This is a genomic window from Diaphorobacter sp. HDW4B (assembly GCF_011305535.1).
Taxonomy (GTDB): Bacteria; Pseudomonadota; Gammaproteobacteria; order Burkholderiales; family Burkholderiaceae_C; genus Diaphorobacter_A.
In genome coordinates this window covers 408,142-423,307 of sequence record NZ_CP049905.1, presented here as the reverse complement: position 1 = coordinate 423,307, position 15,166 = coordinate 408,142, and the positions used below count along the sequence as shown (strand labels likewise).

At 59.9% G+C, this 15,166-nt stretch carries 10 protein-coding genes and 1 other RNA gene; 5 read left to right on the top strand and 6 right to left on the bottom strand.

Annotated features, from left to right (window positions below):
• Positions 1-14: 14 nt before the first annotated feature.
• The 6 genes from rpsA to gyrA all read right to left on the bottom strand — a co-directional run bounded on the left by rpsA (position 15) and on the right by gyrA (position 9,946).
• Positions 15-1,700 carry a 30S ribosomal protein S1 gene (rpsA, locus tag G7048_RS01950; RefSeq protein WP_166066549.1) on the bottom strand — a complete coding sequence of 562 codons (1,686 nt, stop codon included), beginning with the start codon at positions 1,698-1,700 and terminating at the stop codon, positions 15-17.
• Positions 1,701-1,885: 185 nt separating this feature from the next.
• Positions 1,886-3,916: a bifunctional 3-phosphoshikimate 1-carboxyvinyltransferase/cytidylate kinase gene (locus G7048_RS01945; protein WP_166066548.1), complete on the bottom strand. Its 2,031-nt coding sequence runs from the start codon at positions 3,914-3,916 to the stop codon at positions 1,886-1,888.
• Between the two features lie 9 nt (positions 3,917-3,925).
• Entirely contained in the window at positions 3,926-4,813 is an 888-nt protein-coding gene (locus G7048_RS01940) for a prephenate dehydrogenase/arogenate dehydrogenase family protein (RefSeq protein WP_166066547.1), read from the bottom strand.
• 11 nt (positions 4,814-4,824) lie between these two features.
• Entirely contained in the window at positions 4,825-5,928 is a 1,104-nt protein-coding gene (gene pheA, locus G7048_RS01935; RefSeq protein ID WP_166070739.1) for a prephenate dehydratase, read from the bottom strand.
• 89 nt (positions 5,929-6,017) lie between these two features.
• Entirely contained in the window at positions 6,018-7,127 is a 1,110-nt protein-coding gene (serC, locus tag G7048_RS01930; protein ID WP_166066546.1) for a 3-phosphoserine/phosphohydroxythreonine transaminase, read from the bottom strand.
• A gap of 125 nt (positions 7,128-7,252) precedes the next feature.
• Entirely contained in the window at positions 7,253-9,946 is a 2,694-nt protein-coding gene (gyrA, locus tag G7048_RS01925) for a DNA gyrase subunit A (protein WP_166066545.1), read from the bottom strand.
• A 225-nt stretch (positions 9,947-10,171) separates the two neighbouring features.
• Here gyrA and ompA point away from each other — a divergent pair, with 225 nt between their 5' ends.
• The 5 genes from ompA (at position 10,172) to G7048_RS01900 (ending at position 14,214) form a co-directional block, all read left to right on the top strand.
• The gene (gene ompA / locus G7048_RS01920) at positions 10,172-10,840 is read left to right on the top strand and encodes an outer membrane protein OmpA (RefSeq protein ID WP_166066544.1); all 669 of its coding nucleotides are present in this window, start codon (positions 10,172-10,174) and stop codon (positions 10,838-10,840) included.
• Between the two features lie 112 nt (positions 10,841-10,952).
• Complete coding sequence (gene ubiG, locus G7048_RS01915) at positions 10,953-11,669, top strand: bifunctional 2-polyprenyl-6-hydroxyphenol methylase/3-demethylubiquinol 3-O-methyltransferase UbiG (protein WP_166066543.1); 717 nt, start codon at positions 10,953-10,955, stop codon at positions 11,667-11,669.
• Between the two features lie 8 nt (positions 11,670-11,677).
• Complete coding sequence (locus G7048_RS01910) at positions 11,678-12,352, top strand: HAD family hydrolase (protein ID WP_166066542.1); 675 nt, start codon at positions 11,678-11,680, stop codon at positions 12,350-12,352.
• A 13-nt stretch (positions 12,353-12,365) separates the two neighbouring features.
• Positions 12,366-12,744: a transfer-messenger RNA gene (gene ssrA, locus G7048_RS01905) on the top strand.
• Between the two features lie 222 nt (positions 12,745-12,966).
• Positions 12,967-14,214 carry an integrase arm-type DNA-binding domain-containing protein gene (locus G7048_RS01900; RefSeq protein WP_166066541.1) on the top strand — a complete coding sequence of 416 codons (1,248 nt, stop codon included), beginning with the start codon at positions 12,967-12,969 and terminating at the stop codon, positions 14,212-14,214.
• The last annotated feature ends 952 nt before the right edge of the window (positions 14,215-15,166 follow it).

The following is a 15,166-nucleotide window of genomic DNA, read 5'->3' as shown; positions in this document are numbered from 1 at the left end:
ACCGACAGGTTGGATTACTTGTCGGAGTCGTTCAGCTTGGCGCGCAGCAGGGCACCCAGGCTGGTCGTGCCAGCGTTTTCCTTGGCGGACTGAGCGGACAGGGAAGCCATGGCTTCTTGCTGGTCAGCTTGGTCCTTGGCCTTGATCGACAGCTGGATGTTGCGGGTCTTGCGATCCACGTTCACCACCACGGCTGTGATTTCGTCGCCTTCCTTGAGCACGTTGCGAGCATCTTCCACGCGGTCACGGGAGATTTCGGAAGCGCGCAGGTAGCCGATGATGTCTTCGCCGAGGTCGATTTCAGCGCCACGGGCGTCCACAGTCTTGACCTTGCCGGACACGATCTGGCCCTTGTCGTTCACAGTCACGAAAGTCGTGAATGGATCGCTGTCGAGCTGCTTGATGCCCAGGGAGATGCGCTCGCGATCGACATCGACTGCCAACACGATTGCTTCAACTTCCTGGCCCTTCTTGTAGTTGCGCACGGCAGCTTCGCCGGGCTCATTCCAGGACAGGTCGGACAGGTGAACCAGACCGTCGATGCCGGCAGCCAGACCCACGAACACGCCGAAGTCGGTGATCGACTTGATCGGACCCTTCACGCGGTCGCCGCGCTTGGTGTTCTGTGCGAATTCTTGCCATGGGTTGGCCTTGCACTGCTTCATGCCCAGGCTGATGCGGCGCTTGTCTTCGTCGATCTCGAGGACCATGACTTCGACTTCGTCACCCAGCGACACGAGCTTGGAAGGAGCAACGTTCTTGTTGGTCCAGTCCATTTCGGAAACGTGCACCAGACCTTCGATGCCTGGTTCCAGTTCCACGAACGCGCCGTAGTCGGCAATGTTGGTGACCTTGCCGAACAGACGTGTGCCCGAAGGATAACGGCGAGCAACGCCCATCCATGGGTCGTCGCCCATTTGCTTGAGGCCCAGGGACACGCGGTTCTTTTCGGTGTCGAACTTGAGGATCTTGGCGGTGATTTCCTGACCGGCTTGCACCACTTCCGATGGGTGACGCACGCGACGCCATGCCATGTCGGTGATGTGCAGCAGGCCGTCGATGCCGCCGAGGTCCACGAACGCACCGTATTCGGTGATGTTCTTGACCACGCCGTTGACGATGGCGCCTTCCTTCAGCGTTTCCATCAGCTTGGCGCGCTCTTCGCCCATCGAGGCTTCCACCACAGCGCGACGCGACAGCACAACGTTGTTGCGCTTGCGGTCGAGCTTGATGACCTTGAATTCCATCGTCTTGTTTTCGTATGGAGTCAGGTCCTTGATTGGACGTGTGTCGATCAGCGAACCGGGCAGGAATGCGCGGATGCCGTTGACCAGAACGGTCAGGCCGCCCTTGACCTTGCCAGACGTTGTACCGGTGACGAATTCGCCGGATTCCAGAGCCTTTTCGAGGGACAGCCACGAAGCCAGACGCTTGGCGGTGTCGCGCGACAGGATGGTGTCGCCGTAGCCGTTTTCGATCGAGCCGATGGCCACGGACACGAAGTCACCCACTTGGACTTCGATTTCGCCCTGGTCGTTCTTGAATTCGTCGATTGGCACGTAGGCTTCGGACTTCAGGCCAGCGTTGACAACCACGAAGTTGTGTTCAACGCGCACCACTTCAGCAGTGATGACTTCGCCTGGGCGCATTTCCGTACGCTGCAACGATTCTTCAAATAGGGCGGCAAAAGATTCAGACATGAATTTCCTTGTCCACAAACAGGTTTCCATTGGCACTATTGCCGAATGTTTTTATGGCTGCCTGCGGAGGAGTGCGGTTTGACCCGCGGGGTTAAGGTTGCAAAACCCACACAGCCAATGCGCGTGCAGCGCGATGGGGGCCGTGTGGGGCCAGCGGTGCCAACTGAGGGCGAATGATCAAAAAATCAAGCGCCGAACGGCTGACGTGCCTGCCACCAGGCAATCACCTGATCCACCGCCTCATCGACGGAAAGAGCAGAGTTGTCCAGCACCAGAGCATCCACGGCGGGCTTGAGGGGCGCGACCGCGCGGTTCTGATCCCGGGCGTCACGCGCTTCCAAGTCTGCGCGAAGAGTGTCGATATTAGCTGAAATTCCTTTAGAAATCAACTGCTTAAGGCGGCGCTCCGCGCGACATGCTGCGGAGGCGGTCAAAAACACCTTCAAAGGGGCTTCCGGGAAGATCACCGTGCCCATGTCGCGGCCGTCCGCCACGAGGCCCGGCAGCTTCTGAAAACTGTGTTGCAGATCGACCAGCGCGAGGCGCACCAGAGGCAGCGCCGAGACCTTGGAGGCGTTCATGCCAGCCTCTTCGGTGCGGATGGCATCGGTGACGTCTTCCTTGTCGAGCAGGATGCGACCGCCCTCGAAATGCACGGGCAGCTCGCGGGCGTGGGCGGCGATGCGCTCTTCGTGGGCCGCGTCAATGACCATGCCGGCTTTGAGGGCAGCGTAGGCGGAGATGCGGTACATCGCGCCCGAATCGAGAAAGCGGTAGCCGAGCTTCTTGGCGACCGCAGCGGCCACCGTACCCTTGCCGGATGCGGTCGGGCCGTCGAGGCAGATCACCGGAATGTGATCGATGCGGACTTTGGCGACGCTGAACAGCGCCTCGAAGTAGTCGGGGAAGGTCTTGCCCACGCACTTGGGGTCTTCAATGCGCACCGGAACGCCTGCAGGATTGAAGGTCGCGAGCGAGAAGCACATGGCGACGCGGTGGTCGTCATAGGTGTGGATGCTGGCGGCCCTCCAGTCGGCCACTGTGGCGGGCGGCGTGATGCGCAGGTAGTCCGGGCCTTCTTCGATGACCGCGCCCAGCTTGCGGCTTTCGATGGCCATGGCGGCGATGCGGTCGGTTTCCTTCACGCGCCAGCTTGCGATGTTGGTGAGCGTGGTCGTGCCATCGGCAAACAGCGCCATCACCGCCAGCGTCATGGCGGCGTCGGGAATGTGGTTGCAGTCCATCTCGATGGCCTTGAGCGGCCAGGCACCACGGCGAATCTGCAGCCAGTTCGGGCCGCTTTCGATGTCGGCACCCATGGCGCGGGCGGCTTCGACAAAACGGATGTCGCCCTGAATCGAATCCTGACCGACGCCCAGCACCTTGATGCCGTTCTGGCCCTCGCTTGCCGGGGCAATCGCGCCCAGAGCGATGAAGTAGCTGGCGGAAGAGGCATCCGCCTCCACATGCAGCACGCCGGGCGACACATAGCGGCTGCCCTTCGCGATGGTGAAGCGTTGCCAGTGGTCGTGCTTGACCACGATGCCGAAGCGCGCGAGCAGCTCCAGCGTGATGTGGATGTAGGGCTTGGAGATCAGTTCGCCGACCACGTCGATGACGATGTCCTGCGTCTTGGCCACCAGCGGCAGCGCCATCAGCAGCGCCGTGAGGAACTGGCTGGAGACGTCGCCGCGCACCTTGATCGATTCATCGAGCTTGAGCGCGGGCAGGCCGTTGCCATGTTGGATGTGCAGCGGCGGAAAGCCTTCGTTGCCGAGATAGTCGATCTGGCAGCCGAGCTGGCGCAGCGCGTCGATCAGGTCGCCGATCGGGCGCTCGTGCATGCGCGGCACACCCTTGAGTTCAAAGTCGCCGCCCAGCAGCGAGAGTGCCGCAGTCAGCGGGCGCATGGCCGTTCCGGCATTGCCGAGGAACAGGCTGGCGGGCGAATTCGGCGCCTTGGTGCCAAGGCCGGTGATGCGCACGGTGCCGGAGTTGTCGCCCGCGCCCTCCTGCACATCGCAGCCGATCTGGCGCAGCGCGTCCAACATCACGCGGGTGTCGTCGGAGGCCAGCAGATCGCGCACTTCGGTCGTGCCTTCGCTTAAAGCGGACAGCAGCAGAACGCGGTTGGAGATGCTCTTGGAGCCGGGGAGTTGCACGCTGCCGCCTGCGGATTGCAGCGGTGGCAGGTCGAGGTACTCGGTAGTGAACATCGGTGTGATTTACAGGTCGTCTTTGCGCTTGCGCTGCGCGCCCATGCGCCAGTTGGCGCGGGTGTGGCTCGCGATGGTGATCAGGTCTTCGAGCGCCTGATCGTCGTTGCTCTGCAGAGCCTTCTCGAACTGTGCGAGCGAGTCTTTGAAATGCCGTGTCTGGGCGAGCACCTCATCGCGGTTGGCGCGCAGCACGTCGCGCCACATCTTCGGATCGCTCGCGGCAATGCGCGTGAAATCGCGAAAGCCGGGCCCGGCAAGCGACAGCAATTCGTCCGAGCGCTCCTGCTGGGTGAGGCTGTTCATCATCGAGAACGCGAGCATATGCGGCAGGTGACTCACCGCAGCGAAGGCGGCATCGTGCGCTTCCGGCGACATGTGCGACACGCGGCAGCCGAGCGCGCTCCAGACGGCTTCGGCGCGCTTGAGCTGAGCGGTCAACGTGCGTTCGGTGGGGGTCAGAATGACCTGCTTGCCGGTGTAGAGGTCGGCATCGGAATGCTCGACGCCCGAGACTTCGCGGCCCGCGATCGGGTGCGCTGGCACAAAAGAGCCGATCTGATCGCGCAGTGCCGCGCGGGCGGCCTGCACCACGTCCGACTTGGTGGAGCCGACGTCCATGATCAGCATTTGCGGCGTGACGAGGTGCTTGATGGCTTTGAGCGTGGCTTCGGTCGCGGCCACGGGGACAGCGACGAGGACGATGTCGGCACCCGCCACCGCGAGCAGCGCGGAGGGCGCTTCCACATCGATCACGCCGAGCTGGCGTGCGCGTTCGGTGGTCGACGGCGACTTGCTGTAGCCAACCACGCGATTGACGAGTCCGGCGCGCTTCATGGCCTTGGCAAACGAGCCACCCATGAGACCGCAACCGATGAGACCTAGTTGTTCGAACATGCTGGTCAACCTCAGGCAGCGGACGTGGGATAGGTGCCGAGCTGCTTGTAGAACGCGCTGAGCTGCTGCAGCTCGGCGAGTGCCTGAGCCACGTTCGGCTGGTCGGGATGGCCTTCGACGTCCACGTAGAAGTAGTACTCCCACTTGCCGGTGCGTGCGGGGCGCGATTCGAAGCGCGTCATCGACACGTTGTGCTTCTTGAGCGGTGCGAGCAGTTCGTACACGGCACCCGGACGGTTGGGCACGGAGATGATCAGGCTGGTGCAATCGTGGCCCGAGGGTGCCGGTGTGGGCAGCGTGTCGGGCAGGCAGATCACCGCAAAACGCGTGCGGTTGTAGGCCTCGTCCTGAATCGCGTGAGCGACCACATGCAGGCCGAACTGCTGCGCAGCACGTTCGCTGGCAATGCCCGCCCAAGTGGGGTTGAGGGCTGCCAGACGCGCGCCTTCGGCGTTGCTTTCCACCGGGCGACGCTCGGCGTGCGGCAGGTGCTTGGACAGCCAGGCCTGGCATTGCGCGAGCGCTTGTGGATGTGCGGCAACCACTTCGATGTTCTCGGCCGAGTTGGTGGTGCGCAGCAGGTTGTGGCGAATCAGCAGGCTCACTTCGCCCACCACATGGCAGGGCGTGTGCAGCAGCATGTCGAGCGAGCGGGTCACCACGCCTTCGGTGGAGTTCTCGATGCCGACGACGCCGTACTGCGCGCTGCCGGCGGCCGTGGCGTGGAAGACTTCTTCAAAGCTGTTGCAGTACAGCAGATCGGCAGCGCCGCCGAAATACTGAATGGCGGCCTCTTCGCAGAACGTGCCAGCCGGGCCGAGCACGGCCACGCGCTGGGGCGATTCGAGCGCCAGGCAGGCCGACATGATTTCGCGCCAGATGGCCGCCACATGTGTGGGCTTGAGCGGGCCGGGGTTGGCGGTCTTGATTTTTTCGATGACCTGCGCCACGCGATCAGGGCGGAAAAACGCCGAGCCTTCACGTTTCTTGACCTCGCCCACACGCTCCGCCACCAGTGCGCGCTGGTTGAGCAGGGAGAGCATTTGTTGGTCGATGTTGTCGATCTGCACGCGCAGACTGGCGAGGTCAGGAGAGGCTTGGGGTGTGGTCATCAGGGCAGGATTCAATGGTTTGTTGGGGACGGCGAACGCGCGATGCTCGTTGCTTTTTTCTGGGCTCGCGCGCGTCGTGAATCTCGATTTCTTCAGCTATGCTTTTTTTCAAATTCTCGCATGTAGGCGATCAGCGCTTCGACACCCGCCATCGGCATGGCGTTGTAGAGGCTGGCGCGCATGCCGCCCACGGACTTGTGGCCCTTGAGCTGCAGCAGTTGATGGGCCTTGGCACCTGCGAGGAAATCGTCGTTGCGTGACTCGTCCTTCAGGAAGAACGGAATGTTCATGCGCGAACGGCAGTTGGCGGCAACCTTGTTCAGATAGAAGTCGGACGCGTCGATGTAGTCGTACAGCGCCTTCGCCTTGGCGATGTTGCGCAACTCCATGGCGGCAACGCCGGTGGCATCGCCTTCGCGCTGGTTCTTGAGCCACGCGAAGGTCAGACCGGCAATGTAGATGCCCCAGGTCGGCGGCGTGTTGAACATGGATTCGTTCTCGGCCACCACCTTGTAGTCGAACGCGCTGGGGCAGGCGGGCAGGGCGTGGCCGAGCAGGTCTTCGCGCACCACGACGAGCGTGAGGCCGGCGGGACCAAGGTTCTTCTGCGCGCCGCCGAATGCAAGGCCCACTTTGGACCAGTCGACGGAGCGCGAAGCCACGTGCGACGAGAAGTCGATGACCAGTGGCGCGTCGCTGCCCAGCGCCTTCAGATCAGGCAGTTGCTGGAACTCGATGCCGTCGATGGTCTCGTTGCTGCAGATGTGCAGGTAGCTCGCACCACGGCTCAACTGCCAAGTCGATGGATCGGGCAGGGTGGTGAATTGGCTGTCCGCGCCGGTGGCGGCGGTGTGCACTTCGGCCGCGTACTTGCCCGCTTCCTTGCGCGACTTCTGGCTCCACGAGCCGGTGACCACGAAGTCGACCGTCGCGCCGCGCGAGAGGTTCAGCGGAACGATGGCGTTCTCGGCCAGACCGCCACCTTGCATGAACAGGATCTTGAACTCCTTGGGCACAGCCATGAGTTCGCGGAAATCGGATTCGGCCTTTTCGCAGATCGAGATGAATTCCTTGCCGCGATGGCTCATTTCCATCACGCTCATGCCGCTGCCGTGCCAGTCGAGCATTTCGGCGGCCGCCGTTTTCAGAACTTCTTCGGGAATTGCAGCGGGACCGGCGGAAAAGTTAAAAGGGCGATTCATCGTCAAACCTGAGAAAAGAAAAAAGCAGCTTGTGAGCTGCAAGCGGACACCTTGCGTTGGCGCGGTGTCCGCCATGTGTCTGCAGTCGCCCGGCGCATTCAGCACAGGGCGACGGCGGAGTCGCATCAAGCGTCGCTTGCAGTGCCTTCCGCGTCGCCTTCGCCACCTTCCGCGTCACCGCCTTCGACCATATTCGCATCGTTTTCCACGATGCGTTGCAGGCCGCTCAGCTTGGCGCCGTCGTCCAGCGAAATCAGCGTCACACCTTGCGTTGCGCGACCCATCTCGCGGATCTCGCCCACGCGGGTGCGAACCAGCACGCCGGTGTCGGTGATCAGCATGATCTGGTCGTCGGTATTCACCAGTGTTGCCGCCACCACCTTGCCATTGCGCTCCGATTGCTGGATCGCGATCATGCCTTTGGTGCCGCGACCGTGGCGTGTGTATTCGCTGATGTGCGTGCGCTTGCCGTAGCCGTTTTCGGTGGCTGTCAGCACGCTTTGTGCGCTGGTGCTGGCTTCGCCGCCTTCGACGTTTTCAGCCGTGGATTCCGCATCGGCCACGAGCATTGCGATCACGCTTTGCGTTTCGTCGATGTTCATGCCGCGCACGCCACGGGCGTTGCGACCCATGGGGCGAACGTCGTTTTCGTCGAAGCGCACAGCCTTGCCACCATCGCTGAACAGCATCACGTCATGCTTGCCGTCGGTGAGCGCAGCGCCGATCAGGAAGTCGCCCTCGTCAAGGCCCACGGCGATGATGCCGGCCTTGCGCGGGTTGCTGAATTCGTCGAGCGCGGTCTTCTTCACGGTGCCCATGCTGGTGGCCATGAACACGTAGTGATCGGCCGGGAAGCTGCGGTATTCGCCGGTCAGCGGCAGCACCACGTTGATCTTCTCGCCTTCCTGCAGCGGGAACATGTTGACGATGGGACGACCGCGCGAGCCGCGCGAGCCCGCAGGCACTTCCCAGACCTTGAGCCAGTACAGGCGGCCCTTGTTGGAGAAGCACAGCAGATAGTCGTGCGTGTTGGCGATGAAGAGCTGATCGATCCAGTCGTCTTCCTTGGTCGCCGTCGCCTGCTTGCCGCGACCGCCACGCTTTTGCGAGCGGTACTCAGAGAGCGGTTGGCTCTTGATGTAGCCGGTGTGCGAAAGCGTCACGACCATGTCGGTCGGCGTGATCAGGTCTTCAGTGGAGAGATCCTGCGCGCTGTGTTCGACTTCGGTGCGGCGTGCGCCGAGCTTGGTCTGACCGAACTCGGTCTTCACTGCGGTGAGTTCTTCTCCGATGATGACGGACACGCGCTCGGGCTTGGCCAGAATGTCCAGCAGGTCTTCGATGACCGACATGACATCCTTGTACTCGGCAACGATCTTGTCCTGCTCCAGACCGGTCAGGCGCTGCAGACGCATCTGCAGAATTTCCTGGGCCTGTGTTTCGGACAGGCGATACAGACCATCGTTCTGCATGCCGAATTCGCGCTCCAGACCTTCCGGGCGGTAGTCGTCGGCATTAATCACGCCGCCGTCTTCACGCGTGCGGGTGAGCATCTCGCGCACCAGCGAGCTGTCCCACGAGCGGGCCATCAGCTCGGACTTGGCGACCGGTGGCGTGGGCGATTCACGGATGATGCGGATGAACTCGTCGATGTTCGCGAGCGCAACGGCCAGACCTTCCAGCACGTGACCGCGGTCGCGCGCCTTGCGCAGCTCGAACACGGTGCGACGTGTGACCACTTCGCGGCGATGCTGCAGGAACACCTGAATCAGTTCGCGCAGATTGCACAGCTTGGGCTGGCCATCGATCAGCGCCACCATGTTCATGCCGAACGTGTCCTGGAGCTGCGTCTGCTTGTACAGATTGTTGAGCACCACTTCAGGCACTTCACCGCGCTTGAGCTCGATCACCAGACGCATGCCCGACTTGTCGGACTCGTCCTGAATGTGGCTGATGCCTTCGATCTTCTTCTCGTGCACCAGCTCGGCCATGCGCTCCTGCAGCGTCTTCTTGTTGACCTGGTAGGGCAGCTCGTCGACGATGATCGACTGGCGTTGGCCCTTGTCGATGTCCTCGAAGTGGCACTTGGCGCGCATCACCACGCGGCCGCGACCGGTGCGATAGCCTTCCTTCACGCCATTGATGCCGTAGATGATACCGGCGGTCGGGAAGTCGGGCGCGGGAACGATCTCCATGAGCTCGTCGATCGTCGCTTCCGGATTGCGCAGCATGTGCAGGCAAGCATCCACCACTTCATTCAGGTTGTGAGGTGGAATGTTGGTTGCCATACCGACCGCGATACCGGCCGAGCCGTTCACCAGCAGGTTGGGCAGGCGGCTTGGCAGAACCAGTGGTTCCTGCTCGCTGCCGTCGTAATTGGGTCCGAAGTCGACGGTTTCCTTGTCGATGTCGGCCAGCATTTCGTGTGCGATTTTCGACAGGCGGATTTCGGTGTAGCGCATGGCCGCGGCGCTGTCGCCGTCCACGGAGCCGAAGTTGCCCTGACCGTCCACCAACATGTGGCGCAGGGAGAAGTCCTGGGCCATGCGCACGATGGTGTCGTAAACAGCACTGTCACCGTGAGGGTGATACTTGCCGATCACGTCACCGACGATACGCGCCGATTTTTTGTAGGGGCGGTTCCAGTCATTGTTGAGTTCGTGCATGGCATACAGAACTCGCCTATGGACGGGCTTCAGGCCATCGCGGGCGTCGGGGAGGGCGCGGCCCACGATCACGCTCATTGCGTAATCTAGGTAGCTGCGGCGCATCTCCTCTTCGAGGCTGATGGGCAAAGTTTCTTTGGCAAACTGGGTCATGACAACTGGAATGACTGCGGAAGTGACCATTTTAGGTCCAACCCCATGTTGCGCGCTGGCAACATATCTTCGGGTATTGCGCTTTTGTCCTACCGTTCATGACCCTCATGTGCAGACCGGAGGATGTTACGTATGGCACAATCGTTTCCAACGTCCTTAGTGATGGTCACTGACGACGTCCATGATTCGCAGCGCGGCTGCGGCTTTTTCCCCAAGAGGAGAACCATGAAGAAACTGAACAAAGTGGCGATGTTGTTGGCCTCTGCCGTGCTCGCTACATCTGCTGGCGCTCAAATCAAGGCAGCTGATGGCGGCAACGTCGTCGACAACTGGCAAAACGGCACCGGTGAGTTGGTCTGGAAGAACGGCACCAACGAACTGTGCTGGCGCGATGCCAACTGGACGCCTGCTACTGCAGCCGAAGGTTGCGACGGCGCCCTGCAAAAGGCAGCTCCTGTTGCAGTCGTACCTCCTGCTGTGACTCCAGCTCCTGCTGAAGCCAAGCCTGCTACTCCAGCTCCAACCCAGCCACAGTCCTCCAAGGTCACCTACGCTGCTGACGCATTCTTCGACTTCGACAAGTCGGTGCTGAAGCCAGAAGGCAAGGCCAAGCTGGATGATCTGGTCGGCAAGGTCAAGAACATCAACCTGGAAGTCATCATCGCTGTGGGTCACACCGACTCCGTGGGTTCTGACGCCTACAACCAGAAGCTGTCGGTTCGCCGCGCTGAAGCTGTGAAGGCATACCTGGTGTCCAAGGGCATCGAAAAGAACCGCGTCTACACCGAAGGCAAGGGCGAAAAGCAACCAGTCGCAGACAACAAGACTGCAGCTGGCCGCGCCAAGAACCGTCGCGTGGAAATCGAAGTGGTGGGCACACAAGCCGCCAAGTAATCCTCGCGATTGCAATGAAAAGCCCCTTTCGAGGGGCTTTTTTTATGGCCTCTCACCTCTGACGATGCAGGTTGATGCCCTCGACGCCTCGCGAATCGGTGAAAATCATCGGATGACTGAATCCGTGAACGCCGATCCGGCCGAATTGGCCAAATTTTCCGAGCTGGCCCATCGCTGGTGGGATCCAGAGAGCGAATTTCGCCCGCTGCACCAGATCAACCCCTTGCGACTGGACTGGATAGACCAGATTTCGCCCCTACGAGGCGAGCGTGTGCTCGATGTGGGCTGCGGTGGCGGCATTCTCTCGGACTCGATGTCAAGGCGCGGAGCGCAGGTGCTTGGCATCGATCTGGCAACCAAGGCGCTCAGAGTGGCGCAACTGCATGCACTCGAGGCTGAAACTCCCGATATTCAATACCGCGAAGTCGCCGTGGAAGCACTTGCAGAAGAGCAGCCGGGATCCTTCGACACCGTCACCTGCATGGAAATGCTGGAACATGTGCCCGACCCGGGTTCGGTGGTGGCAGCCTGCGCCAAGCTCGTCAAGCCGGGTGGTTGGGTCTTCTTCTCGACCATCAATCGCAACGCCAAGGCCTTCATGCTGGCGATCGTCGGTGCGGAATACATGCTCAAGATGCTCCCCAAGGGAACGCACGAGTACGCCAAGATGATTCGCCCGAGCGAACTGGCCATGGCCTGCCGCACCGCTGGGCTGGATGTGCTGCAGACACGCGGCTTGCAGTTCAACCCATTGAGCAACCGGTACTGGCTCAACGATGACACCAGTGTGAACTACATGTTCGCCACCCGTCGCCCACTGCAGAACTGATCACACACATGAGTGAATTGACGAAAAACGTTCGAGCCGTCCTGTTCGATCTCGACGGAACCCTGATCGACAGCGCACCGGATCTTGGAGCTGCTGCCGACATGTTGCGCGTCTCACGTGGAATGTCTTCATTGCCGCTGGATGCCTACCGGCATATGGCGGGAGCCGGTGCGCGCGGCATGCTGAAAGTCGGATTCGGCATGACGCCCGAACATCCGGACTTCCCGGCACTGCGCGAAGAGTTCTTCGACAACTACGAAGCACGCATTCACGAGAACACATTCCAGTTCGATGGCGTGCAGCAATTGGTGGAAGCACTGGTCGCCCGCTCCATGCCCTGGGGTGTCGTGACCAACAAGGCGACGCGATTCACCTCCTTGATCGTTCAGCGCATGCCATTGTTCGCAACCGCGGGTGCGGTCGTGAGCGGCGACACCACCCCGCATTCCAAGCCACATCCGGAGCCACTTCTGGAGGCCGCCCGTCGCATCCAGATCGATCCGGCGCAATGCATCTACGTCGGTGACGACGAACGAGACATCGTCGGAGGCAAGGCCGCCGGCATGCTGACGGTCGCCGCAGCCTATGGCTATCTGGGCGACGGCGCAAATCCCCGCGACTGGGGTGCAGATTTCTTGATCGAATCTCCACTCGAGCTCTTGAAATTGCTGAATCCAGACTAAAATACGAAACTTAGGGGCTGCCCTGGTTTCGACGTGGGTTCGGAATCGGCGTGGTGCATGTCGAGCTTGAGTGACGCTCGTAAATCTCCATTCAAAAAACTAACTGCAAACGACGAACGTTTCGCACTCGCCGCTTAAATACCGGTGAGCCTTGCAACAGCACGCTGATGGGCTGGGCAAGGGGGTAGCAATACCTCCAGGCTGCAAGGGAATTTACATCAGCTGGCCGCGCACCGGGCTCCTTGGTGTGCAGCGAGATTCAAGGGAGCTGGCTTCCTCTGTAGCGTGTGCCTGCGCGACTCTGGAGGCGAGATTCAAATCAGAACACTAAACATGTAGATCTGCCCGAGGAAGACTTGCGGACGCGGGTTCAATTCCCGCCAGCTCCACCACTATGACGTCCAAAGGCGTCCGCCAACATCCGGTGGACGCCTTTTTTCTTTGCTGAATCATAGGCTTAGCGTCCACCAACGTCCATGGACGTCCACCAACAGCCAAGGCAAAGCGGGGGAACAAATGGGGGAACAAAACGGGAAAACGGTAGACTAGGGTCGATTGTTCCCCCGTTTCCCTCTGGGGAGCGTGTTCCCCCAGCCGACTGGAGTTGTTCCCCCATGTTGACCGACGCACACTGCAAAAACGCGATTTGTTCCCCCGGCCTGAAACGTGAGAGGCTGGCTGATTCTGGCGGCCTGTACCTGGAGGTCAGCCCGTCGGGTTCAAAGCGATGGTTCTGGAAATACCGATTTGAAGGCAAAGAGGGGCGCATGGCGCTGGGTAGCTATCCGGCCGTGGGGCTCACCGCTGCCCGTAAGGCGCCGCGGGATGCCGCCAAGATCCAGAAGGCAGAGGGCGTCGATCCTGTCCAGGCGCGGAAGGTGAAAAAGCTCAAAGGCACCCGTGACGGCGGGGACTCCTTCAAGGCGGTGGCGCTGGAGTGGCATGCCCGGCAGGAGTCGGAGTGGAGCTCCGGCCATGCGGAGCGCACAAAACGTCAGTTGGAGCGGGTCCTGTTCCCGTGGATCGGTGATCGCCAGATGGGTGGCATCGAGCCCATGGAACTGCTGGCGGCGCTGCAAAAAATCGAAGAGCGCGGGGCCATTGAGACGGCCGACCGCGCCCTGATGCTGTGCCGTCAGGTCTGGCGCTACTGGTTGCCCACCGCCAGCAACACGCAGCGCGACATCACCGAGGGGCTGAAAAGTCGGCTCACCCCATACCGGGGTAGCAACTTTCCCGCCATCGTGGAGCCCAAGCGCTTTGGCGAGTTGCTGCGGGCTATGGATGCCTACAAGGGCAGTCCCATGGTGCGAACGGCGCTCCTGTTGGCCCCGTTGCTCTACCAGCGGCCCGGCAACCTGCGCTCCATGGAGTGGAGCGAACTGGATCTGGATGGCGCACTCTGGACCATCCCCAGTCTGAAGATGAAGCGCACGAAAAAGGAAAAAGAGCAGGGCGATGCCCACGTCGTGCCACTGCCCACGCAGGCGGTGGAGCTGCTGCGCAATCTGCATCCGCTCACAGGACACGGCATGTACGTGTTCCCCGGCCAGCGTGAGCACACCCGTCCCATGTCGGACAACTCGGTGCGCAGTGCCTTGTACTCGCTTGGCTTTGGTGATGAGCAGTCATGGCACGGCTTCCGGGCCAGTGCGCGAACCATGCTGGTCGATCAGCTCGAGCTAGACCCGCTGGCCATCGAGGCGAACTTGGCTCACGCGGTGAAAGATGCCAACGGCCGAAGCTACAACCGCACGCAGTACCTTACCAAGCGCTTCGACCAGATGCAGCAGTGGGCGAACTACCTCGACAAGCTGCGCAAAGGGGTCGACGTACTCACGCTGCCGCAGCGTGCCGCATAGCGGCTCCAAGCCACTCGACCATGAAAGGCCCGCGAGGCCTTTTTTCATGCTCGCGCGGGCTATGTTGTTACGACCTCTTTGAGCATTTCATGGTTGAGCAGTAGCCGATGCTTGGTTTTTAAAATCCAATCGTCCACGATCCGATAGTTGAATTTCTTTGGCGACCAAATTTTCTGCATTTTGAGAATTTGATTTCTCCATCGGGGTGACTTGTGCCTTCACGCCTTGTGCGTGTGTATTGGAGTTTGAATTCTTCTTGTGGAGGCTAATAAGAAATTAATTAAATTTGAATCGTGTGAAGTGAAGATTGGCGGTTTTTTTTTTGGTTTCCGGTTTTTTATTGAATGTATCAGGTGAGTTGATGAGGTTGGCTTGAAGTTAAATATTGTAGGGGTGGATCTATTGAAATATCAGTACTGCAAATACTGGATGCATTGTGATGATCCATATGTTCGACTTGTGATGAATGATGTTAGGGCTGCGACGATTGCCTTTGTAGCCCAATACCGATAGCGGGGTGAACTTGCATTTAATTACGAATGTATTAATTTGTTGAATATGATCCATTTTTGTATTTAATGTTTGAATTTGAAAAATGTAAACGCGGATGTTTTTAAAATTCCTGCCGTTGCGAAGTGTTTCCATATTGTTCGTCTGATTTTTTCATTTGCCTCAAGTGTTCGATATTTAGTGAAAAATCACTTGTGCTTTTGCATTATCTTTGCTCGGCTTTTTGATCGGAGTTTGATGCTCTGATGCTTGAATAATGATTTGTTTGAATTAACCTATATTCAAGATTAAGAATATCGACGAAATGACCTGATGCAATGCCTGCGTCATGCCTCTTCGGAATGTCAATTCATCAAATCACGGGCTTTGTATTGCTGCCAAGCAAGAGTGATCTTTAGATTTATCGGGAGAAAAAATGACTGAACCAGTGCAAACGGTAGGG

Excerpts from the sequence above, each read along its gene's own strand:
- G7048_RS01900 (WP_166066541.1), top strand. The coding sequence starts at position 12,967 with ATGTTGACCGACGCACACTGCAAAAACGCGATTTGTTCCCCCGGCCTG.
- G7048_RS01945 (WP_166066548.1), bottom strand. The coding sequence starts at position 3,916 with ATGTTCACTACCGAGTACCTCGACCTGCCACCGCTGCAATCCGCAGGC.
- rpsA (WP_166066549.1), bottom strand. The coding sequence starts at position 1,700 with ATGTCTGAATCTTTTGCCGCCCTATTTGAAGAATCGTTGCAGCGTACG.
- gyrA (WP_166066545.1), bottom strand. The coding sequence starts at position 9,946 with ATGACCCAGTTTGCCAAAGAAACTTTGCCCATCAGCCTCGAAGAGGAG.
- serC (WP_166066546.1), bottom strand. The coding sequence starts at position 7,127 with ATGAATCGCCCTTTTAACTTTTCCGCCGGTCCCGCTGCAATTCCCGAA.
- G7048_RS01940 (WP_166066547.1), bottom strand. The coding sequence starts at position 4,813 with ATGTTCGAACAACTAGGTCTCATCGGTTGCGGTCTCATGGGTGGCTCG.
- ubiG (WP_166066543.1), top strand. The coding sequence starts at position 10,953 with ATGACTGAATCCGTGAACGCCGATCCGGCCGAATTGGCCAAATTTTCC.
- G7048_RS01910 (WP_166066542.1), top strand. The coding sequence starts at position 11,678 with ATGAGTGAATTGACGAAAAACGTTCGAGCCGTCCTGTTCGATCTCGAC.
- ompA (WP_166066544.1), top strand. The coding sequence starts at position 10,172 with ATGAAGAAACTGAACAAAGTGGCGATGTTGTTGGCCTCTGCCGTGCTC.